Source organism: Adhaeribacter sp., assembly GCF_057359045.1.
On the sequence record NZ_JBMQUD010000093.1, the window covers coordinates 1 to 23,580 of the forward strand.

The window sequence follows — 23,580 nt, forward strand, 5'->3', positions numbered from 1 at the left end:
CGGATCATGCGTTCCGATTCGGCAAAGTTTAAAGTTTGCGCCCCGTCGGAGGCGGGTTCTTCGGGCTTTTCGTGGGTCTCGTAAATAATACCGTCGGCACCGGCCATTACCGCTGCCAATGCCATGGGCTCAATATATTCCCGGATGCCAATGCCGTGCGACGGATCTACAATTACCGGTAAATGGGTTTTGTCTTTTAATATCGGAATGGCATTTAAATCCAGGGTATTGCGGCTGGCGGTTTCGTAGGTCCGGATGCCACGTTCGCACAGAATCAGCTTTTCGTTACCACCAGAAAAAACGTATTCTGCCGAATACAGCAACTCGTCGATTGTACCGGAAATGCCCCGCTTAATCATTACGGGCTTATCAACCTTACCCAACTCATCTAGCAAATTAAAATTTTGGGTATTGCGGGCGCCTACCTGAAAAATATCAACATAATCCAACATAGGTGCAATTTGCGATACCTGCATGACTTCGGTAATAATTTTAATACCGTTTTCGCGGCACATGCGGTAAAATAATTGCAGCCCTTCAATGCCCAAACCCCGGAAAGAGTACGGCGAACTGCGCGGTTTAAACACGCCGCCCCGCATTATTTTAATATTATTCGCTTTTAAATGGTCGATGGTTTTTTGAATTTGGATTTCGTCTTCGATGGAGCAAGGCCCGGCCATCAAGGTAAAATTCCCTTGCTTTATTTCCAGCTCATCGCCTAGGTCCACTACCGAGGAATTTACCCGCCACTTCCGCGAAACCAGTTTGTAATCGTCGGATACCCGGTGCAAATCTTTAATACCGGGCATTTGGCCCACGTTCCGGATATCGAATTCACTTTTACCAATGCAGATTAAATAATTGGCGCGCTGGGTTTTAACCTCCGTTACTTTATATTTAAAAGATTTCAGTTTGGCCCCAATGGCCGCCTTTTCCGACTCCTGAATATCTTCTTTTAATTGAATAATCATTTTGGTTAGCGGTTAGCTATAAGTTATTAATTAATTATTAATTATTAGTTATTAGTGAATAGTGATTAGGGACGTACTGCTATGTTCGGTGTCGGGCTTGATATATTCTTCCGCTCACAGGCCGTTAGTGAAAAAAAATTATGCTATCAATTTTAAGCGGATACCTGTTCCGGTGCTTTAACCGATTGAATAAAAGTTTGAATATTATTTTCCAGGTTTTCTTTCTCCTGAATTACTTTTATAAACGCGCTGCCGATAATTGCCCCTTCGGCGTATTTGCAAGCCAGGGCAAAAGAGCCGCGGTCCGAAATTCCAAAACCAATCAGCTTCGGATTTTTCAGGTTCAGGTTCAGGATGCGCTGGAAATAGGCTAGTTGCTTTTCGTCGCCGCCTACTTTATTGCCGGTGGTGCTAGCCGACGAAACCAGGTAAATAAAAGAATCGGTCAGGCTATCTATTTTGCGGATGCGGTCTTCGGCCGTTTGGGGCGTAACCAGAAAAATAACACTGAGGTTGTATTTGCGAAATATTGGTTGGTACTCCTCTTCGTATTCCTGTAAGGGCATATCCGGCAAAATTAACCCGTCTACCCCTACCCGCGCGGCTTCCTGACAAAACTGCTCAATGCCAAACTGCAATACCGGATTGAGGTAACCCATCAGGATTATGGGCAAATTAACCTCGGCCCTAACTTGCTCCAGTTGCACGAATAATTTCCGGATGGACATACCATTACGCAAGGCCACCGTGTTGCTTTGTTGAATGGTGGGACCATCGGCCAACGGGTCGGAGTACGGCATGCCAATCTCTACAATATCAGCCCCGGCAGCTTCTAAGGCTTTAAGCACTATGCCGGTACTTTCCAGTTCCGGAAAACCGGCGGTAAAATATACATTCAGCAGGTTCTCCCGCTTTTGCCGGAATAAATTAGTTAGTCTGTTCTCCATGGGGTTTTTCAATGTCGTCGAGGTAATTGATAATGGTAGCTAAATCTTTGTCGCCGCGGCCCGAGAGGTTTAATACTACTACATCGGTGGGCTTCAGTTCCATTTGGTGCAAAGCCGCTAAAGCGTGCGCCGATTCAATAGCCGGAATAATGCCTTCGAGGCGGCTCAGCATAACTACATTTTGCATGGCTTCGTCGTCGGTAATGCTGTAGAATTTGGCGCGGCCGGTTTCCCACAGGTGCGCGTGCATTGGGCCAATGCCGGGGTAATCTAAACCCGCCGAAATGGAATGCGGCTCTACAATTTGGCCATCATCGGTTTGCATGAGCAAGGTTTTACTGCCGTGAATAATACCCAACGTACCCAACACCGAGGTAGCCGCCGAAAAACCCGTATCCACGCCGTGCCCCGCCGCTTCCACTGCTACTAATTTTACGTCTGGTTCGTCGAGGAAATGATAAAAGGCCCCGGCCGCATTACTGCCGCCGCCCACGCAGGCAACCACATAATCGGGGTTGGTACGGCCTTCTTTTCCCTGCAACTGTTGCTTTACTTCTTCGCTGATAATTGCCTGAAAACGAGCGACCATATCGGGGTAAGGGTGCGGGCCAACTACCGAGCCAATAATATAATGCGTATCTTCGGGGTTGCTAATCCAGTCGCGGATAGCTTCGTTGGTAGCGTCTTTTAAAGTCTGGCTACCGGAGGTAACCGGCACCACCGTAGCGCCTAATAATTGCATGCGCGCTACATTGGGCTTTTGCCGTTCGGTATCTATTTTACCCATGTATACCACGCACTCTAAACCGGCCAAAGCACAAACGGTTGCCGTAGCTACCCCGTGCTGCCCCGCACCGGTTTCGGCAATAATCCGGGTTTTACCCAAGCGTTTGGCCAATAAAATTTGCCCCACGGTATTATTTATTTTGTGCGCACCGGTATGCGCCAGGTCTTCGCGCTTCAGGTATATTTTGGCGTTAAATTTTTCGGAAAGGCGCTGGGCAAAATACAAGGGCGTGGGCCGGCCAACGTAATCACGCAACAAACCTTGCAGTTCGGCCTGAAAACCGGGCTCGTATATTATTTCTAAATATTTTTGCCGGAGCTCTTCTACATTGGGGTACAACATTTCAGGGATGTAAGCGCCCCCGAAATTGCCATAATACCCCCGATCATCAACTGAAAACTTCATTAGATTTGGTTTAATAGCCAAAAGATTTATTTAGCTTGAATTTTAGTTTAGCAGCACCTGCCCTGTTGTGCAGTTATGGGCTGCTTTATGCTTTAACCCCGGATTGCTTTAAAAAATGCCGCAATTTTAGCACTATCTTTTAAAGCCGGGCTCATTTCAAATTTACTATTAATGTCGATGCCACTTAACAAAGGCAACTGCAAAGCTTTAATAGCGGTTACGTGGTCTAAATCGATGCCGCCGCTCAGCAAAAAGGGCGTAGTGCCGGTGTAGTGCCGCAGCAATTCCCAGTTAAACCGGATACCATTGCCCCCGTACGATTGTCCTTTGGTATCAAACAAAAAATAATCACAAGTTCCTTCGTAAGCTTGCAACTGGTTAAAATCAAAATTATCGTCTATAGAAAAAGCTTTAAAAACAAGTAAACCTGCCTGTTGCATTTCCCGGCACAATTCCGGCAATTCGTCGCCGTGCAGTTGTACCGCAGCCAAATTATACTCTTTTACTGCCCGCAACATTTCCGGGGCCGGGGCATTTACAAAAACACCTACTTTACGGGTAGCTGCCGGAATATTCTTTAATACGGCGGGTGGTAAGGCGGCTCCTACGTACCGCGCCGATTTTGGGTAAAAAATAAAGCCGAGCCAATCGGGTTGCAAGGCCAGCACCGCCGCAATATTTTCCGGGTCGCGCATACCACACACTTTTAGCTGCAAAGCTGGTGGCGGTAAAGTTGGTGCTGGCGTAAATGGGCTCATTAAACAGTTGCGGTTGGTTGTTTCAGGCTTTGAATAAACGTAGCACAGGCTTTTTCGGGCTGGCTGGTTTTCATGAAGGCTTCGCCCATTAAAAAGCCCTGGTAACCATATTGGCGCAATTCCAGAATGGTTTCGGGCTGGCCAATTCCGCTCTCCGACACTTTGATAAAAGAATCCGGAATTAAAGCGGCCAAGTCTTTAGAAGTTTGGGTACTAACAGTAAAATCTTTCAGGTTACGGTTATTTACCCCAATTACATCTACGGCATCGCTTAAGGTGCGTTCCAGTTCTTCCTGGTCATGTACTTCCAGTAATATTTCCAGGTTAAGCGAGCGGGCAAACGCCGCCAGTTGGTTTAACTTCTCAGTTTCCAGAATGCCGGCAATTAATAGTATTACGTCGGCCCCAATCGATTTGGCTTCTACAATCTGGTATTCATCAATAATAAAATCTTTGCGTAAAATGGGGCAGAAGTTGTATTTGCGGGCCGTTGTTAAATCTTCGTTTTTGCCGCCAAAAAAATTCTGGTCGGTGAGCACCGATAAAGCCGAAGCACCCGCCTGCATGTAACCAATGGTTGTTTTCTCGACGGAAGCATGCGAATTAATCATGCCCAAAGACGGCGACTGGCGCTTAAACTCCGCTATAATGCCATTTAAATCAGGGCGTTGCAGGTATTTCTTTAAAGAAACAGGTTGCGTCTCGAAATAAATGCTGCGCTCCAATAATTTTACCGGCACAATGCTTTTGCGGTCGGCTACTTCTTTTTGTTTATGCGCAGCAATTTGTTCTAAAATATTCATGATGTAATAAGTAATAGGCAAAGGCGGTTATGGCCGACGCCTGCTAATTTGGTTTATAAACCCGTTATTCTAAGTATTTTTCTTGAATGGCTTTTGTATTTAATCACTTATAAAACCCAATTTGGCTTACACGGCTTAGATTAAATCAATTATTCGCAAACCTTCTATCAGGCTAATAATTTTTTTAGAGCAGCCAAAGCTTTACCAGACTCCAGCGACTCCCGGGCGGCCGCTATCCCATCCGGAATAGAAGTTTTGGGGTTAGCACAAAATATGGCCATGCCGGCGTTGGCCAGTACGGCATTGTTTTGCGTTTCGGTGCCCTGCCCTTCTAACACCTGCCGGAAAATAGCTGCTGATTCTTCTACGGTTTTGCCACCGGCCAATTCGTGCGGCTGCACCGTTTTAAAGCCCAACGTTTCGGGGGTAATTAAATGCTCGCCTTCGGCCATTACCATTTTAAACGGCGATGTCAGGGAAATTTCGTCGTAGCCATCAAGAGAGTGCAATATGATGTAACGCTTATTTCCTTTTTGATACAAATAATTGTATAAGCGCAACAACTCCAGGTTAAAAACCCCCACCATTTGGTAATTGGGCAAAGCCGGGTTTACCATCGGGCCCAAAATATTAAAAAAGGTTTTTAAGCCCAGTTCTTTCCTAACCGGGCCAATGTGGCTCATGGCCGGGTGAAAAACCGGCGCGTGCAAAAAGCAAATATTGGCTTCATCGAGCTTTCGCCGCAAATAATCAGAGTCGTTGGTAAACTGGTAACCCATATAAGCCATTATGTTAGACGAGCCACAAACCGACGAAACGCCAAAGTTACCGTGCTTGGCAACTTTGTAGCCAGCTCCAGCTACCACAAAAGAAGCCAAGGTAGATATATTAAAGGTATCTTTGGCATCGCCACCGGTTCCGCACAAATCTATTACATCGTGGGTAGCCAACTGCGGTTTAATACACATATCCAGCATGGCATCGCGGAAGCCTTCCAGTTCACTAACCGTAATATTGCGCATCAGGAAAACCGTTAAAAAGGCCGCCATTTCGCTTTGGTTATATACTCCTTGTCCAATATCAAGCAACACCTGTTTGGCAGCTTCTTTCGAAAGGGCTTTTTGCTCAATAAGGTGTAATAATATTTGTTTCATTTTTAAGTAGATTAGCTCATGTAAAATTGATTAGATAAAAACCCAGGTTGGGTGTTTTGATCGCTCCGGAAAACCGGTGCACTTACCCCGGCTTTTTTAAATCCAGCTTTTCTTGGGGGTAATGGTACCCTTAAGCCAGGTTCTAATCATGGTTTCGCCGTGCTCGGTCAGAATAGATTCGGGGTGGAATTGCACGCCTTTAACGTTATACTCCCGGTGACGCAACGCCATTATTTGTCCTTCTCCGTCAACGGCTGTTACTTCTAACTCGTGCGGTACCGACTTGGGCACCACTACCCACGAATGATAACGGGCAGCTTTAAACTCGGTTGGTAAACCCCGGAACATAGATTCGTTTGGCGAAGAAACTTTAATGGGCGTAGCAACCCCGTGTACGGGTTCCGGCAAATTGAGCAGCGTGCCGCCAAAAGCTTCGGCTATGGCCTGGTGGCCCAAACAAACGCCTAATATTTTCTTGGTGGGTGCATACCGTTTAATCAACTCAGGCATTATGCCCGCTTCGGCAGGTACACCCGGCCCCGGCGACAATAAAATATTATCGTATTCTTCTACCGCGTCTAAATCAATTTTATCGTTCCGGTACACGTCCATTTTGGTACCATAACCCAACTTCCGGACCAACTGTACCAGGTTGTAAGTAAACGAATCGTAATTATCCAACACTAAAACTTTCATGGGAAATAAAATTAGAGGTTAAATATTAAAGGTTGAAAGGTTAAGGTTAACCTTCTTGTGCAATCTTTAACCTAGTATTTTAAGCTTCTTTACTATTTAATAAGTTTTTAAATTTCTGCCGCCCGATCGAGAGCTTTGCGCAGGGCAGCCAATTTATGGTTTACTTCGTTTAACTCCGATTCCAGTTCAGATTTGGCTACTACGCCGGCGCCGGCCTGGTAATACAAGCGGTTTTGTACACTTAAAAACGACCGGATCATGATAGCATGATTAAAGTCGCCGTTAAAGCCAATAAACCCAATGCACCCGCCATAATAACCCCGTGCGGTGGGCTCCAGTTCATCAATAATGGTCATGGCTTTGTATTTAGGTGCGCCCGATAAAGTACCGGCCGGAAAAGTATCGGCGACCATGAGCATGGGGGCAACATCTTTGCTGCGGTTGCTGGTAACTTTAGAAACTAAATGGATAACGTGCGAGTAATATTGTACTTCTTTAAATACATCTACATTCACATCGTCGCCGTGGCGGCCCAAATCGTTACGGGCTAAATCTACCAACATAACGTGTTCGGCGTTTTCTTTAGGGTCGTCGTAGAGTTTGCGGGCTTGCTCCTGGTCGCTGGCATCGTCGCCGGTGCGCCGGAAAGTACCGGCTATCGGGAATATGCTGGCTTTGTTGCCTTTGAGTAAAATCTGGGCTTCCGGCGAAGAACCAAATATTTTAAAATTGCCATAATCAAAATAAAATAAATACGGCGATGGATTTATGGAGCGCAGTGCCCGGTAAACATTAAATTCATCGCCTCTAAAGCCCTGGGAAAAACGGCGTGACAATACAATCTGGAAAACATTACCCAGTTTGCAGTGATTCTGCCCTTCGGCCAGTACTTTCAGGAAAGCTTCGTCGGTATAATTAGAATCTTCGTCGTGGTTGGCGCTAAAGCTAAAAGACGGCACATTTTTATTCCGGATCAAGGCTTCGATGTTTTCCAAACCTTTGCCATCGTTGTTTTCGTCGATGCTGTGCTCAAAAATATAGAGGTCGTTTTTAAAATGGTCTACCACAATTACAAACCGATAGAGGCTGTATAGTATTTCGGGTAAGCCTGGGTAAGCCGTTTCTTTCTCCTGAAAAGAGATGTCCTCGAAATACGTAACGGCATCGTAAGCCATGTAGCCAAACAGACCATTGTTTACAAAACTGTACTGGTGTTTCCGGACGTAAAAACAGTTAATAAACTGCTGCAGGTGTTTTACGGCATCGCGGCGGTCGGTAAGTTCTATTTGCTCAGAGGTGCCGTCGGGAAAAAACTGGCTAATTACCTGGTCTTTTAGTTCAAAGCCCCCCATGGGTTCGCAGCAGATATACGAAAAGCTATTATCGTTGCCATGATAATCCGAACTTTCCAGCATAATGCAATTGCGGTATTTATCGCGGAGTTGCAGGTAAATACTAACCGGGGTAACGGTATCGGCCAGCAGGTGCTTTTGTACTGTATGTAATTTAAAGTTGTTCATTTAGAAAAACTGCTAATGACTAAAAACGAAAAAAGCCCAAGTGAACTTGGGCCTTTGTATATATTATCTTACAAATTGGTGTATGCCGGTTCACACTTTTAGTTTTCTAAAAGGTGCCACCAACCAGCAGTATGTAAGTTTATGTTCTTCATTCTGTCGCAAATATAAAGGGCCTTTTTTTAGATCCAAAAATTTTCTTATAAAATGCTAAAGTTTATTCCGACGCGCAAATCAACCGGCTTTAAACCTTACTTGCCAATTATTTTACCATTTAATTAAATTTATTTTTTCTGAAGTTTGCCGTAAAGCCAGGGGGTGGTTATTTCGTACTGCTCCGGAAAGGTCCAGTGCCCGGTTTCTAAAGCCAGGAACAACTCTTTGGGCGCAGTAATTACGTTATAGGCCGCATACATAGAAGTAGGCGGACAGGTTTCGTCGTTAAAGCCCCACGAGTAATAACCCGGCACTTTTACCAGGCGTGCAAAATTTACCACATCGTAATATTTGCTGGTGGCAATTTTTTCTTTGGTATTGTTGTAAGCGCTGTTGGCCTGGTTAAACATGTGCGGCCACCCACCGGCACGGCCATTCAGGTAACCGGTTAAATCGCTCAGGGCCGGATAATACGCCACTAAATATTTAACCCGGTTATCGAGAGCGGCCGTTACAATACTTAAAGCCCCGCCTTGGCTCCCACCGGTTACAGATAAATTCTGCCCATCAAACTGGGGTAAGCTAAAAATAAAATCGTTGGCCCTTACACAACCTAAGTAAACCCGTTTGTAATAGTAACGGTCTTTGTCGTCGAGGCCGTACATCATGTAATTAGATAGTGCACTGGTTCTTAAATCATTATATACCCCTATGTCCATGTTTACCGGAATACCGTGAATCCCGATTTCAAAAGAAATAATACCGTTCTCGGCGGCCGTAATGTCGCCGTTATACGGCCGTACTCCGGCGCCCGGCACTTTTAACACCGCCGGGTATTTGCCTTCTTTTTTGGGCACGCATAAAATACCATATAGCCGCGAACCTAGCGCAAAATTCTGTAAACTCACGTGGTACACATTTACTTTTTCGGTACAACGTTCCGGCATTAAGGTCATACGGGCATCCATCGGAATTTTGGCCGCAGCTTCTTTGGCTTTATCCCAAAAGGCGGTAAAATCGGTGGGTACGTCGGTAGTAGGTTTAATTTTTAGCGGCTCGAAGCCGGCAGTGGCCAGGCCCCGGTATTCTTTACCATCTACGGTAGCTACGGCTATGCAGCGCAAAAAGCCCGGTGTTTTAAGGGTGCCGCCGTTTATGGTTTTAGAACCATTATTCAGGGTTATGGTTTCTTTCTTGGTGGGCTCCATTTTCTCCGGCATAATTTCGTATTGCACCTGGGCATTTTTAACCGGGTTGCCGTACTGTAAAACCGAAATAGTAAACTTTACATTTTCGCCGGTTTTATATTCCCAATTCTGGTGGTCGGGGGCCACTATTACTTTTATTATTTTTTCGGTGGGCTGGGCTTGCACAGCCGTTACCAGAAGCAGCAACCAAAGGCTGGCGTAATAGCGTAAACTTAATTTTATGCGGTGGTAAAGTATCATTTTTTTGTTTAGATAGACTTTGATTAAATTATGGTAAGTAGTTAGTTACAGGTAATCAGTTTTTAAATTATAGATATTTATTAATTTAGATTGATAGATAGTGTAATCTGCTTTAATCCGGTTACTTATGTATTGTTGGTAGATTATGCGCAACCGGTAGAATAAAGAACCGGAGCCTTTTAACAATCTCCGGCCCTTTGGTATCAGTTTTAGATTAAATTTTAACCGCTTCCTTTTTTGCCTTTTTTACTTCGGCTTTGGCCACTTTCTTTAAATAATCGGCAAAATCGGCGGGTACTTGCGCCGGTACAAATTTTACTTTGGTAGGCGATTGGTTAAACAAACTGGCGTACCACACCAGCGAACCTAAAAATTCGCCGGCCGCGTTGGCATGATTTGAATCAAAACCTAGTTTGTCACCTTTCCAGGTATAACCCACGTGCAAAGAATTAGCCTGATTAGGTAAATTAGGTGCTACCGGATTGGCAAAATCATACTTTTCATCGACTTTGTAGCCCCATTTGGGGTTGGTGCTCACCTGGTAAAAAGCATCGCCCACTGGCATTAACCGCACATTTAATTCATCGGCAATGGTATGGTAAGCAGCCCGCGATTTTTCCCACATTTCGCGCTGGGTTTGGGCGTGCTGCTCTTTTTGGATCAGGCCAAAATTTTTAGAATCGATGCGGTAAGCCCAGGTTTGGTGCATCACTACCTCGGCTTTTGGCTGAATAGATTTAATATAATCGTACAATTTGCGGGCGTACGGCCGGTAAGTTTCAACATCGCTGGAGTTCATGGAGTTTTGCTGAATGGTAACCACATCCCACTCCCCTTCCGATAAAAGCATTTTTAAAGATTTGTCTTTGTATTGTTTACCCTTTGGGTCATTGGGGTCGGCTTCGTAGGCGGCGGCAATTTCCCAGTGCCGCTGCAAAGAACAACCACCCAACTCCGCCCGGCCAATAATTAACTCGCCGCCGTTTTCTTTAACCAGTTGGGGTAAGTACCGGGCGGCGTTTTGCGAAAAACTATTGCCAATAATAAATAGCCGGAGCGGTTTATTTTTGTCTTTAAGCGTTTTACCAGGGGGTACTGTTACGGCACGGGCGGGCAAAGCGCCGGCTTGCAGGGTAACTAACAACAATAAAAAAAGCCACAGAAACCGAAGCGGGTAAATTTGTTTATTCATTTAGCAGTATGTTTAAATAATATTAAGCCAATTTGTACAAGGTTAATTGGTAGCGGTAAAGCTATAAATAAATTTTATTATATATAAAGCCCAGTATACCTAAGTCTTATATTACCTAATATAATATTCTTCACCTTGCCGCATGAAAGCATTAGCAACTTTAGAAATTCAGCGGATAAATAATTATTTGTTCCGGGAAATGTACCCATCTGAGGCCGGTTTATATTTCACGAACAAATTTCTGTTATCTATTTACCATAGGTTACGTCCGGGGCTGAGCTATCAATCATCCAATTATCAAGCTTTTATTGGTTGCGGTTTTAAAGAGGTTAGATCAGCTATTTTAACGGGTTTGCCGGTTTCAACGCTGGTGCGGGCCGCAATACCTACTAAAATAGAAAAAGCGCCATCGCGGGTACCCGCCGACTGCCGATACGGATCGGTCTGGCCCTGGCTCTTGAAAATACTATCTTTCAGGCGGGCATCGCCGCCGCCGTGGCCACTGGTACCGTGGGGCACTTGAATTAATTCGGTTTTGCCAAAGTTTTTGGTTAGCCTTATTTCATCGTAGTTTTCCATTTTCCAGGGTTGGGCTTCCTGAATCCAGGCTTCCAGACGGCCTTTGGTACCATTAAAAGCAATGCGATAGCCTTCGTACGGCGAATATGTGGTTAAAGAGTAACTTACCTGCACCCCGTTGGCATACCGGATGGCGGCTGTCATTTTATCGTATATATCAATATCTTCTTTCCAAACACACCCGTCGCGTAAGTAGCCGTCGTGCTGCTCATGGGCCACGTATAGGTCCATGTAGTTTTTATTTTTGGTGATATCGTAATAATAGTCACATTTGTCTTTGTGCGGGCACGGGCGGCAATTGGTAAACCGAAAAGGGTTGTTTTTACCGTAGTGCTCTAGTTTACCGTAAGCAAATACCTCTTCGGGGTCCGACTCCAGCCACCAGTTAAGTAAATCGAAATGGTGGGTGGCTTTGTGCACAAACAAGGTACCTGCTTTTTCTTTCAGGCGGTGCCAGCGCCGGAAATAATCGGCCCCGTGCGAGGTATTCAGGTACCAATGAAAATCGACGGAAGTAATTTTACCAATGGCATCCTGGCGCAGCATTTCGTAAATTTTTTGCCGGTGCGGCGAGTAGCGGTAGTTAAAGGTAACGGTTACTTTTTTGCCGGTTTTCTTTTCGGCATCCAGAATGGCCTGGCATTTTTTTTCATCGGTGGTCATGGGCTTTTCGGTAATAATATTGGCGCCCATTTCCATGCCTTTTATTATAAATTCGTGGTGCGTGGCATCAACAGTGGTCACAATGAGGGTATCGGGCTTGGTCTCCTTCATCATTTTGGTAAAATCGGTAAAGGTGGGGCAATTTACGCCCATGGTCTTTTTGGCGTAAGCTACCCGGCCGGGGTTTACATCGCACAAACCCACAAATTCCATTTGCTCGGCGTAATCTCTGGCTACAGGTTTACCCCACATGCCTATACCCCGTGAGCCGGTACCCACCATCGCTACCCGCATTTTTTTAGCGGGCGCCGGTTGGGCTATAACTCCGGCTAGGGCCGGCATTAATAATGAACCTGCCACCGCAGTTCCGGTTTTAGTCAGGAATCGGCGTCGGCCATAATTTTTTACTCGTAGTTTCATGTGCTGGAATTCTATTTTGCTGGTGAATAATCTGGTAAAAAGCAGTTGTGCTATAATTAAACCAATAAAGCAATATTTATTCTTATGCGCAATATATTGAGTTAAGCAAATGTATAATGGCTTTATCTTACCAATTCAGGTTTGCTGGAATTCAGGTATTCATCGTTAACTGGCTTAAGATTAATTATAAGTGGCTTATGATTTGGAATAGCCCTGGTAGTAAGTTGGAAAGACGCGCCTTTTTTGCTAATATCCGGCAGAATTATTCTGATAATTAAGATAAAAATTAGCAGCAATTATTCTTTAGATTTAAATCTCTTAATATTTTGTAACCAGCTTTATGTACCAAACTAAAATTCGCCTGGCTTTTTTATCGCTTTTATTACTTATACAATTTAACTTATTCGCGCAGGAAAAATGGGACAATAATACCGTAAATTTAAAAGGCATGCGCGTATTGGTCTTTTCTAAAAACGGCAAAGGTTTTGTGCACGATAATATTCCCGAAAGTATTAAAGCCATACAGTTGCTGGGTAAGCAAAACAACTTTGCCGTAGATACCACTACCAATGCCGCGCTTTTTAATGAAGAGAATCTTAAAAAATACAATGCCATTATTTTCTCGAACAGCAACAACCAGGTATTTGACACCGAAGCCCAAAAAGTAGCTTTGATGCGGTTTGTTCAGGCGGGCGGCGGTATTGTGGGCATACATATTGCCTGCGGCACCGAACGCCAATGGTCCTGGTTTAAGCAAATGATTGGCGGCTCTTTTCTGATGCACCCCAAATTACAGGAGTTTAATGTGATACCCGTAGAACCGAAACACCCCTCGGCAGCGGTGGTGCCCCCGGTCTGGACAGTACAAGACGAATGCTATTTTTTACGCGACATGAACCCCACTATCCGGGTTTTAATGGTAGCCGATACCAAAAAATTACGCGAAGCCAACCCTGAGAAACCTTTGCCCGATACTTTTGGCCAATACGTACCCATTGTGTGGTGCAACACTTACGATGGTGGCCGCCAATGGAACACTACTTTGGGTCATGCCAAAAGCAGCTACACCAATCCCGTTTTTATGCAGCATATTTTGGGTGGCTTAAAATGGGCCGCCGCCAAAAAGTTAGATTACAGCAAGGCCTACGCTACAAAAAGTGAGTAGCCGTTGAAGTTGGTTATTGGGTTTTGGTTTATATAAATGAATATATAAATTATGTTTCTAACTCTCAAACATTTGAAGGATTAACGATAATCTCTGAAATAAAAATAGATAATAAAGAGAAAGACTTATCCTGAAGTAAAAAGTTTTATCATAAAAATTGGTAGAATTTGAAAGAAAAAGTAAAAACATCCGCTGCAAAGGATAATCGACGATAAAACTGCTAGCTTAATTTTTAAATTTAAATGAGAATTTTACTTCTTTCTTTTGCACTACTCTCTATTACCATACAAGATATTTTTAGCCAAACAAATAAAATGCGAACGCTTCCGGAACTAATTAACAAACACGAACCTGGTTGGGAATTAGTAACGGATTGGATGAAAGAAGCTAAAAATAAAATTCAAATATTACCTAAAAAACCCACAAAGAGCAGAACAGGAATTAATTGCTGCACAGGTTACTACCCGCTCTCCAATGGGCGCAATCATATATGAAACAGGCGGAATTTTAATCGATAATGGCTGGATAAGAATATTAGGCTCTGGCTCAGAAAAACTAAATCGGGGTTTAATGGAATGGAACCTAAATAAATCATTTCAAAGCAAAGGCGAACAACCTTCTTTTCTTTTGATTGCTGACGATGTTATTGGTGGTTTTTTTGCGATAAATGCAGGTGAGTTTGGCCCAGGAGACTTAGGCAAAGTCTTTTATCTCTCTCCGGATAATTTGGAATGGGAATCTTTGGATATTGGCTACTCTGAATTTATAAACTTTTGTTTTTCAGGAGATATTAACAAATTTTATGAAGGACTTAAATGGACCGATTGGGAAAAAGAGATTAAAAGATTAGATGGCAATGAGGCATACCATTTCTTCCCTTATTTATTTACGGTAGAAGGGAAAGATATTAATAGAGTTAGCCGCAAACCTGTTCCAGTTCAAGAACTTTGGAGTTTGTATTCTAAAAGATGAAAGGGTATTAGAAACCAATTATTTAAAGAATTATCGTATCTATAATTGCAAGTAAACCACTACAAAAAAGTACAAGAAGAAGATCTTACGCTCATCTAAATCAAACCATTGCAAAATATCGTATAAATATACTGCACTCTACTCATTAAACGCAGCTAGCGCAAACCCCGGTTATAAAGCCATTAAAATGCTTGGCCTGGTAACCTAGGGGCAACTGCATTTGTATTTCAATCGGTAAGCACTCTACCTTACTGCACGTTTGGCACCTGAAATGAAAGTGGTTGTGTTGGTGCTTCTTTTCGGTACAGCCAGTACAAACAGCAAAATATTGTTTGCCATCGTCCCCAATTACGCTGTGCACCAAGCCATCGGCACTAAACCGGTTGAGCACCCGGTAAATAGTTGCCCTATCAATCTCTAAATTTAAGGCAGTTTGTAACTGGTCATGGCTTAAGGCTTGTTTTGCATTTTTAAGCGACTCCAGAATGGCGGCTTGCGCCGTAGTATTTCTTCTTTTCATTTTTTAATGCGACTTAGTTGCAATAGTAAATATAATTTTTATCTTTGTCAAATAACAAGTAAGCCACGGCAAATCTTACGCCATTGGGCTTAAGTAGTACGATTTTATCGGTCTCTCTCAAAATTTATTCTAAAGGTTTAAAATATTGAAAGTATGCACGAAACTAAAATATATGATGTAATAATTATTGGTGGCAGTTACGCCGGGTTATCGGCGGCCATGAGCTTGGGCCGCGCCTTAAGAAACGTACTTATTATAGATAGCGGCCAACCGTGTAACTGGCAAACGCCCCATTCACATAATTTTATTACGCAAGACGGGCAAACACCTAAACAAATTTCCGAAACCGCCAAAACCCAGGTTTTAGCTTATAAAACAATAAGCTTTTGCCAGGGAACAGCGGTAGCGGTGAAAAAGAAAAATATTTTTTTCCAAATAATTACGGCCGCAGGAGAAACCTATACCTGCCGGAAACTACTCTTTGCCACCGGCGTTTTAGACCAAATGCCCAACCTACCGGGGTTTGATGCCTGCTGGGGTATTTCGGTTTTACATTGCCCGTATTGCCACGGTTACGAGGTTGCCGGTAAACCTCTCGGGATTATAGCTAATGGCGATACCGCTTTTGAGTTAGGTAAACTTATCAGCAACTGGAGCCCAACGCTTACTTTATTCACCAACGGAAGTTCAACCTTAACCCAGGAACAGGTTAATACCCTTAAAAAGAAAAACATCCGGGTAGTTGAAAAAGCTATTGGTGAATTGGTTCATCAAAACGGGTATTTAAAACATCTTTTATTCCAGGATGGAAGCACCGAAGAAATTACGGCTGTTTTTAGCCGGGTAAGTTTCCGGCAGCATTGTACCATCCCAGCTACGTTAGGGTGCTCACTAACTGAACAAGGCTTCTTACAGGTCGATGATTTTCAGAAAACTACCGTAGCAGGAATATTTGCGGCCGGCGACAATACCACTCCTTTCAGATCGCTTGCCTTTGCCGTAGCGGCGGGCACCAAAGCAGGCGCAATCATCAACAAAGAACTCATTGATGAAGAATTTAACTTGCCCAAAACTGTTTTAAAAAGCTGTTTCGTTTATTGTAAACTGAATGGAGCCACGGCCCCTGCGGGGTAATTTCACCAGAATGTTGTACTGGCAGAAGTAATTAAATTGGCGGTGATAACACCACCAATGGCGCCAAACGATATGCGAAGCAGAATTACGAACCCACTTCTAAGATTACCATAACTCGAATGTAATTAAGCGCACTGCTTAATTTATAATGACCAAAGTGTTCAAATAGCTCAATTTATAGAAAAAAAAGGTTATGGTTGCAGAATAAATCCGCAACCATAACCTTTTTTAAATTAGACTAATCTTTTTACTTTATTGCTGCTTGGTATCGGTTTTAAGGGTTAATAAATATTCTGATAAATTAGCCAGGTCTTTTTCGTTTAAGCCCAACGCCGTTGGTTCGGGCATAATGCTGGTGGCAAACTGTTTGCGGGTGGCCACATCGGCGGCTTTAATATTTATCATTTTACCATCCATGCCTTTCAGCACCAGGGTTTCGCCGTCGGCTTGCAGAAAGCCCGCAGCGGTAGTACCATCTTTTTTCGTGATTAGCCACGACTCATAGCCAAAGGCCATACCGGCACTGGGGTTCACGATGGCATCGAGCAAACCAGACTTTTCGAATTTTTTACCAATAACCGTTAATTCCGGACCAATGTCGTTCCCTTCTTTACCCACGCGGTGGCAGGTAGTACATTTACTCTGAAACACCATTTTGCCTTTAACCACTTCGCCGGGCATTTTGGCAATTTTTGGGATAGACAAAGCGGTGGTGCCGCCCGGTTTTTTAAAGTAATCGCTGGCCAATACCCTTACCGACTGATCCGGGTTAGTAAAAATTACTTTACTTACTTCGGCGGTTATTTCGGGCGATAACTTTTTCTCGGCCGCTAACCCAATTAACATTTCGCCGCCAACTTTGTCTTTGGCCATGGCCGTTGCGGCTGCAAGCTTGTCTTTTTTAGTGGTAGCGTTGTCCAGTAATTTTGTTTTGTGGGCCAGCATGGCTTTTTGCATTTCGGCGTTTACCGTTGCCGGCTCCGGTAATTGGGGCAGATTAAAATTGCTCCATTCGTTGCTTTTACGGTAGCGCAACCACCACAAAGCCTGCTCCGACACATCTTTTAAGTTGCTGGCCATTAAATCCTGCATGGCATTGGCGGCCGCCTGACTTTTAACAAAACCTAATGCCACAATTGCTTTTTTGCGTTGTTCTTCCGATAACTGGGCAGCGCCGGCTCTTTCCTTTAAAGCCGGTACGGCGGCCTGCGGGTGTAAGCGCCAAGCCAGATCAGCAAAAGTCGGGTTCCAGTTCAGGGCCTGGTTGTTGCCCAGTTGCGCCAATAATACCGGATAAGCTTTTTCTTCTTTGTTTTGCAGGGCCTGGCCAATGGCTTCTAAATAAAAACGGTCATGCCCATCGTACTGCGCAGCCAGTTTAAGGGCTATATCCTGCATTTTCTCTAAAGGCACATCTCGTAGGGCTACGGCTACCTCGCGGCGCACTGCTGCCGACTGATCCTGGCTTAACTTTTGGGCATAAGGCAATATATCTGGTTTTACCTGCCGCAAAGCCCGGAAAGCAGTAATGCGTAAATTTGGTTCACTGTTTTGTAATTGGCTTTCTACTTCGGCTACGCCGGTAGGTCCCATATTGGCCAATAGCCAAATGGCGCGGGCGCGGTAATACGGGTTTTCAGAAGCTAATAATTTTTTCACGTCTTTTACAGCCTTGCCCCCTTGGCTAGCCAGGGCCACAAAACCAGCATTACGCACATTAACCGCCGGGCTCAATAAAGCGGCTATTTGGCCTTTGGTGTTTTTCAGGTTAATTTTAGGCGTAGTCAGCTTTTTACCTTTGGGCGTAATCCGGTAAATGCGGCCACGGCCGGTACTATCGGTCATGCGGTGCCCGCCTACCATGCTGTCGTACCAGTCGGCAATGTAAATGGCTCCGTCGGCGCCAATTACCACATCGCTGGGCCGGAACCATTTGGCTTTGTCGTTGTCGGTAGCGCGGCTTTTGGCGTTTTCTACTTCATCTTCTTTTAAGGAGGTAATAAAATTCTGGCGTTTTAAGCTGTAACCGGCTCCTTGCGTTTGGGGTTTGTAAGCTAAAACCACGTTACGGCCGGCTTCGCAGGCCAGCAGCATGCCCCGGTATTTTTCTCCGAGTAAATCGCTTTCGTTAAAAGCCACACCCGTAGGAGAACCGGCGCCGGTATTATCGCCAAGCGGCATTACCCCTGGGTCTTCCTGGTGCCAGTGCGCCGTTATGGTTTCCTGACCCGGCCGGCGGTCGGCTTGCCAGCGGCGGGTGCCGTCGGCACTGGCGTAGCCCATATTGCCGCCTTCCATTAACCACGATACCCGCACGCCTTTGTTGCCGTCGTCGTCGTTATCGTTTTGCCACATATTGCCGTACGAGTCTACGGTTAATTCGTAAGAGTTCCGAAAATTATGGCCCAACACGGTCAGGCCGGTCCCATCGGGGTTAATGCGCATGGCAATACCACCCACCCACACTTTACCGTCGTCGCTTACCAGGCCGCCTTTGTTATCTTTGTTATACGGCGAGCCGCCGTTGTAATTACTGCCGGAGCGTAAAGTCCAGCCACCTTTATCGGTTACTATGTGCGGACCCGCATTACCGGCGTTAAAATAATATTTACCATCGGGGCCGGCAAACATGGCGTGCAAACTGTGGTCGTGATCCAGGCCGCCAAAACCGGTTAAAAAAGTTTCTTTTTTATCGGGTTTATCGTCGCCATTTTCGTCGGTATACACAATAATAGAAGGCGCACTCGATACAATGGTTTTATTGCCAATGACCGAAATACCCAAGGGCGCTACTAAATCTTTGTCCTGCACAAAAACTTTAGAGGTTTCGGCTACCCCATCGCCATCTTTGTCTTCCAGAATAACTACCCGGTCGCCTTGTTCGTGGGTAAGCCGCCCGGCCGGTTTGTTGTTATACAAGCGGTAATTTACGGCTTCGGTTACCCAGATCCGCCCTTTGGCATCCACATCCATATTGGTCGGATTAAAAAACTTGGGCGATTCGGCCCAAAGCGATACTTCTAAATCTTCGGGCAAGTACAACTGGGTATCCGCCGAAAATTTCTTTTGCGCCAGCTTAAGCTCAAAATCAGGATTGAGTTTATAAGCCGATATGCCGGTTAATAGTACACCGACGGCAAGCCATTTAATTTTCATACCTTAATTATTGTGGTGATGGGGAAAAATAAAAATGATAAAGAATTCTAAGGCCTCTTTATTTGAATTTAAATTAAATAAAATTCTACTATAAACGGGTAATATAAAGTGCCTTATTTTAAGTTAGCCTTAAATATTATCGAAAAAAGTATAAATAACACTTAACTCCTGGCTGAATAAATATTCCGGATAAATGCTTAGCCATACAGAACCATTTTATAGCTACTGCCGTCGGAAATTGGTTAAAGTAGTTAAGTAAATATTCACCTGAATTAAGTCTAACCACGATGCAGTGCCGGGTTTAAATTACTTACCAACTCCCCCAGCAATAACAAACCACTCGCATAGCAGGCATTCTCGCTATACTTTTCCGGATTCTTTTCCAGGTCGGTTGGGTTGTCCTGCAGAATAACTTTTTTATCAGGTTGCGCGTCCGATACCCGAATTTGCACGGTATGCAAACCAGGTTTTAAAACCGGCGAGATAAAGTAATTGGCGCGGTAGTAGGTGCAATATTTATCGAAGCGCCGGTAAATTTGCGGCGTGCCACCATCAATAATTATTTCGTAGGTGCCGGTACCGGGCCCCATAACATCATTTAAACCAAAACGAGTACCTTTAAATTTAAACGTTAACGCGGCACCCGGTGTAGTAGATTTTAGCACGAAAGGCATCAGTTTAGGTAGTAATGGTTTAATATTGGCGTCGTGCGCGCCTACCTCCTGCCAGTTGCCGGTGCGTGCTATTTGGTTAACCGAAATCATTTGGGCCTTTTCCCAATTTGCAGAACTAAGCGGCTTAGGCAAGCGGCGCTTGGTAGCGGGCAGATTGGCGTTTTGCATACGGCTGAATGCCCGCCCCAAGGCTTCGGTATACAAGCGGTGGCCGGTATCCGGATAAGGATGGACATTATCGCGGGAAAAAACGGTTTTACCGGGAAATTCCTCCGGAGTGCCTTTAAATATTAGTTTACCGGCGGCAGCCAAAGCCACTACCTCTAAGCCCATGTGCACCGACGGAATATTGTAATATTGGGCAATATCTTCCATGGCCCGGGCCGAAGCGGGTAGTTTGCCGGCTTGTAACGTAGCAGCCATATCGGCGGTAAGGGTGTACACAAAAAGAATATCGGTACGCGAATTATTTTGCCAGATTTGCCGCACAATGCCTTCCATGGCTTCCTTAATTTGAGCCGGCTCCCGGTTTTGGTCGTTAACGGCAAATTCTATAAAAACCAAATCGGGTTTGTAGGGTAATACCTGGCTACCCACCCGAAAAGCTCCAAAATCGGAGCCGGTGCCGCCAATACCAGCGTTAATACTTTGTATTTTAGCCTGCGGATATTGCTTTTGCAACCAGGCAGTACTTTGTTCGCGGTAACCGTCGGCGGCATTGGTAATACTGCCCCCTAAATACACCATGTTTACCAACTGGCCATTTTTTAATTTATCTAAAATATGGGGTAAACCTCCTCTTATCCGGGTTTCTTGCGGCACCGAAAGGCTATCGGGTTGCGCCCGCAGTTTTAAAGTTAACCCGAGCAGAAGGAGTAATAAACTATATTTAAATGAGATGTGGCGAGGCATAGCGTGTATATTAAAGTAAACCAAATGTATTTTCTGCTCTGGGTTAAATAAAAACCTACAGCTTATAGCGATTTCTATTTTGTCGGGACCAGTTTAGAAGTTGTATCGCTTAATGGCGCAGCGGCTTTACGTGGGCCAACGGTATTTATACTTATCGGCTTAAAACCAAGTGCCCAAGCCGGCGACCCTGGCAGTAAAGTAAAATCATATTTTTCCGGATTTTTAAACAGCGGATCGGCATAAATTGAATGAACATCTTTTCCGGCTTTTTGCCAGTCGGCCCAACTCAATCCATTAAATTTAAGATTATCACGGCTAGCCGTAGGATTAAAGTACAGGTTGTAATCCATATCGAAAGTGCTTTGCATTTCCTGGGATTTTTGAATGGCTCCGGTATGAAACGGGTAAGGTTTGTCTTGCCAATCTTTTACAAAAAGTGGCCCTTCTTTCCAGTAAACAATATTATTTTCGAAGTAAACACTTTTGTGGGGCTCTACTCGCTGGCGGCTTACCTGCTCCAGTTTGCCAAGGGCAAAAATATTGTTACGGGCCGTTACTTCTTTGCTGTAGTGAATATTAAACGGGGCAAATTTGGTATTGTACACAATATTATCTTCAACCAGAATATGCGAACTGCCTTCGTCGAGGTAAATGCCCCAGCCCCCGTAATGGTTAGCATTTACATCATGTATTAAATTATTTTTTAAAATCGTACCCGCCGAAACCCCCAAGGTATAGATGCCGCCCATATCGGAAAGCAAGCCGGCTAAGCCAATATCGTGAATGTGGTTATAAGAGATTAAGTTATGCGTAGCCACACTGCGCTTGTAGCCCCACACCATGCCCACCGAAATACCGGTGTAAAAGCCGTGTGCTATTTCGTTATGCAAAATTTGGTTATGGCTGGCATGCATAATCATTACCCCAACCGCCGAGGGAAATTCCAGCCCGTAATAATTAATATAATTATCGGTAACCTGGTTGTAGCTGGTTTGGAGTAACGGATGTTCTTTTTCCCGGCCGCCATTTATCCGGATGCCGCCGGCCCCTAAGTTACGCAGGGTACAATGGGCTATTTTATTATGCCGGGAACCCTGAATAATATCGAAAGCAAAGGTACCGGTGTTTTGGATAGTGCAATTGGTAAACGTGTTGTTATAAGCCCCGCTTAAAGTAATACAGGCCGGTACGCTTGCCGAGCCCTGGGCATCGTTGGAATTACCGGCGGGCAAGTCCCAGTTATTATATTGGAAGGTAAAACCTTTAAAATTTAAATGTGCAACTGGTTTTTTCGCTACAGCATCGCCTTCTAAACGTATAAATTCAGGGCTTACCGGTGCCACTATCTCGGCCTGGTTCAGGTCTTCGCCGGGATGTGGGTAGTAATAAAGTATACCGGTTTTGCGGTTTAAGTACCACTCGCCGGGCGCATCCAAAGCTTCCCATACATTTTCGACTATATACCGCGCACCATTGCCGGTAAAATCGTCGGTAAACCGTTTGCCGGCTTTGTGCTTAAATGTTACAATGCGGGTTTTCGGGTCTATGGTTTGAATGGGCAGGTGCGAATCGGTCCAGAAATGATACACAATAACTTCAACATCTTCGGGATTAATCCAGTTGGGGTTCAGGTCGCCGGCAGCATATTCAAAGCGCTGGCAATCTTTGTGGTAATCTACGTCTAAGGCTCCGTCCGGAAAACCTTTAACCCGCATAAAACCGGTATTCGGGTGGCGGGCGCGTAGCCGTTTTTCGCCGTTCACAAACAACTGCCGGAATTTCCATTTACCCGCTTTAACTTCCGGTACCTTGGTCATCCAGATACCATTTTTGTAAGGTTTCCAGCCTTTTAATATTTTGCCGCCTTGCAATATAACATTCTCGTTGGGGTAAGCGGTGTAGGTTATGGGCGTAGTTTCCGTACCCGAATCTTCGTAAGTAAAAACCAAAGGCTGCTGCAGGGTGTATTGCCCTCCCCTCATATAAACTTCTACCGGTTTATTTAATTTACCGTTTTGCTTAATTTCCCGGATTGCCTCCCGCGCCCGCTCTATAGTGGCAAAAGGTTTATCTAAACTTAAACCATCGGAGCTGTTACTGCCATTTGGTGCCACATAAAATTTGTAAACATCGGCCGCCTGCAACCGCCAGTTCACAAAGAATAAACAGGTAAATAGAAAAATATATTTCATCCGCTAAATATTTAAAGTCTGTAACCAAAAAATCAGAGCGCAGCAAACCATAAAAGATTATACCTTAAATAAATTCTTTATTTTTTCAGAAATCAACTATGGCGGCGTGAGCATCATATTAAATTTTGCTTTCAGGACCTTTTCTTTTTTGCTTCATTTATCCTGAATAGACAAAGCACAAAGCAGGAGGCTACTAATTAAAATAATCCTGACAATATTATTCCGACTACAGGCTCAAGGCTTTACTGGGTAATATTCCCGGAGAATTTACTTAGTTAGTTTATTTAAGTCTTAGAGAACCAAGTTCTATATTGCTTATTTTATGTTAAATAATAAATTAATTTTGTTTTTCCGGTTTA

At 44.4% G+C, this 23,580-nt stretch carries 19 protein-coding genes; 4 read left to right on the forward strand and 15 right to left on the reverse strand.

Features of this window, described 5'->3' with window-relative positions; translation table 11 throughout:
- The 11 genes from aroF to ACO1R6_RS14525 form a co-directional block, all read right to left on the reverse strand.
- Positions 1-971 (reverse strand): 3-deoxy-7-phosphoheptulonate synthase (aroF, locus tag ACO1R6_RS14475; protein ID WP_486265608.1); only part of this gene is annotated, 971 nt, incomplete at its 3' end.
- Positions 972-1,123: 152 nt separating this feature from the next.
- Entirely contained in the window at positions 1,124-1,918 is a 795-nt protein-coding gene (gene trpA / locus ACO1R6_RS14480; protein ID WP_486265609.1) for a tryptophan synthase subunit alpha, read from the reverse strand.
- Positions 1,899-3,110, reverse strand: coding sequence for a tryptophan synthase subunit beta (gene trpB / locus ACO1R6_RS14485; protein WP_486265610.1), 1,212 nt, complete (start codon positions 3,108-3,110; stop codon positions 1,899-1,901). The genes trpA and trpB overlap by 20 nt, the downstream gene beginning before the upstream one ends.
- Positions 3,111-3,202: 92 nt before the next feature.
- Positions 3,203-3,805: a phosphoribosylanthranilate isomerase gene (locus ACO1R6_RS14490; protein ID WP_486265611.1), complete on the reverse strand. Its 603-nt coding sequence runs from the start codon at positions 3,803-3,805 to the stop codon at positions 3,203-3,205.
- A gap of 62 nt (positions 3,806-3,867) precedes the next feature.
- On the reverse strand, positions 3,868-4,671 hold the full coding sequence (trpC, locus tag ACO1R6_RS14495) for an indole-3-glycerol phosphate synthase TrpC (protein WP_486265612.1): 804 nt from the start codon (positions 4,669-4,671) through the stop codon (positions 3,868-3,870).
- 167 nt (positions 4,672-4,838) lie between these two features.
- Positions 4,839-5,825, reverse strand: a complete 987-nt coding sequence (gene trpD / locus ACO1R6_RS14500) for an anthranilate phosphoribosyltransferase (protein ID WP_486265613.1) — start codon at positions 5,823-5,825, stop codon at positions 4,839-4,841.
- 96 nt (positions 5,826-5,921) lie between these two features.
- A complete protein-coding gene (locus ACO1R6_RS14505) occupies positions 5,922-6,521 on the reverse strand; it encodes an anthranilate synthase component II (RefSeq protein ID WP_486265615.1) in 600 nt (199 codons plus the stop codon).
- A gap of 107 nt (positions 6,522-6,628) precedes the next feature.
- Complete coding sequence (locus ACO1R6_RS14510; protein ID WP_486265616.1) at positions 6,629-8,041, reverse strand: anthranilate synthase component I family protein; 1,413 nt, start codon at positions 8,039-8,041, stop codon at positions 6,629-6,631.
- A gap of 281 nt (positions 8,042-8,322) precedes the next feature.
- Positions 8,323-9,642 (reverse strand): acetylxylan esterase, encoded by a 1,320-nt coding sequence (locus ACO1R6_RS14515; protein ID WP_486265618.1) that lies wholly within the window; start codon positions 9,640-9,642, stop codon positions 8,323-8,325.
- A 214-nt stretch (positions 9,643-9,856) separates the two neighbouring features.
- Positions 9,857-10,834, reverse strand: coding sequence for a DUF4886 domain-containing protein (locus ACO1R6_RS14520; protein ID WP_486265619.1), 978 nt, complete (start codon positions 10,832-10,834; stop codon positions 9,857-9,859).
- Between the two features lie 297 nt (positions 10,835-11,131).
- On the reverse strand, positions 11,132-12,496 hold the full coding sequence (locus ACO1R6_RS14525; protein WP_486265620.1) for a Gfo/Idh/MocA family protein: 1,365 nt from the start codon (positions 12,494-12,496) through the stop codon (positions 11,132-11,134).
- 340 nt (positions 12,497-12,836) lie between these two features.
- Here ACO1R6_RS14525 and ACO1R6_RS14530 point away from each other — a divergent pair, with 340 nt between their 5' ends.
- The 3 genes from ACO1R6_RS14530 to ACO1R6_RS14540 all read left to right on the forward strand — a co-directional run bounded on the left by ACO1R6_RS14530 (position 12,837) and on the right by ACO1R6_RS14540 (position 14,633).
- Positions 12,837-13,661: a ThuA domain-containing protein gene (locus ACO1R6_RS14530; protein ID WP_486265622.1), complete on the forward strand. Its 825-nt coding sequence runs from the start codon at positions 12,837-12,839 to the stop codon at positions 13,659-13,661.
- 242 nt (positions 13,662-13,903) lie between these two features.
- Complete coding sequence (locus ACO1R6_RS14535) at positions 13,904-14,155, forward strand: hypothetical protein (protein WP_486265623.1); 252 nt, start codon at positions 13,904-13,906, stop codon at positions 14,153-14,155.
- Positions 14,106-14,633 (forward strand): DUF2625 family protein, encoded by a 528-nt coding sequence (locus tag ACO1R6_RS14540; RefSeq protein ID WP_486265649.1) that lies wholly within the window; start codon positions 14,106-14,108, stop codon positions 14,631-14,633. Before ACO1R6_RS14535 ends, ACO1R6_RS14540 begins: the two co-directional genes overlap by 50 nt.
- Before the next feature lie 145 nt (positions 14,634-14,778).
- On the opposite strand, the gene ACO1R6_RS14545 is transcribed toward ACO1R6_RS14540, so the two are convergent.
- Entirely contained in the window at positions 14,779-15,153 is a 375-nt protein-coding gene (locus tag ACO1R6_RS14545; protein ID WP_486265624.1) for a Fur family transcriptional regulator, read from the reverse strand.
- A gap of 153 nt (positions 15,154-15,306) precedes the next feature.
- Here ACO1R6_RS14545 and ACO1R6_RS14550 point away from each other — a divergent pair, with 153 nt between their 5' ends.
- Positions 15,307-16,287 (forward strand): NAD(P)/FAD-dependent oxidoreductase, encoded by a 981-nt coding sequence (locus ACO1R6_RS14550; RefSeq protein ID WP_486265625.1) that lies wholly within the window; start codon positions 15,307-15,309, stop codon positions 16,285-16,287.
- 252 nt (positions 16,288-16,539) lie between these two features.
- Here ACO1R6_RS14550 and ACO1R6_RS14555 read toward each other — a convergent pair whose 3' ends face one another.
- The 3 genes from ACO1R6_RS14555 to ACO1R6_RS14565 form a co-directional block, all read right to left on the reverse strand.
- Positions 16,540-19,443, reverse strand: a complete 2,904-nt coding sequence (locus ACO1R6_RS14555; protein ID WP_486265626.1) for a PVC-type heme-binding CxxCH protein — start codon at positions 19,441-19,443, stop codon at positions 16,540-16,542.
- A gap of 278 nt (positions 19,444-19,721) precedes the next feature.
- Positions 19,722-21,029, reverse strand: coding sequence for an SGNH/GDSL hydrolase family protein (locus tag ACO1R6_RS14560; protein ID WP_486265627.1), 1,308 nt, complete (start codon positions 21,027-21,029; stop codon positions 19,722-19,724).
- Between the two features lie 74 nt (positions 21,030-21,103).
- Positions 21,104-23,221 carry a right-handed parallel beta-helix repeat-containing protein gene (locus tag ACO1R6_RS14565; protein ID WP_486265628.1) on the reverse strand — a complete coding sequence of 706 codons (2,118 nt, stop codon included), beginning with the start codon at positions 23,219-23,221 and terminating at the stop codon, positions 21,104-21,106.
- Between the last annotated feature and the right edge of the window lie 359 nt (positions 23,222-23,580).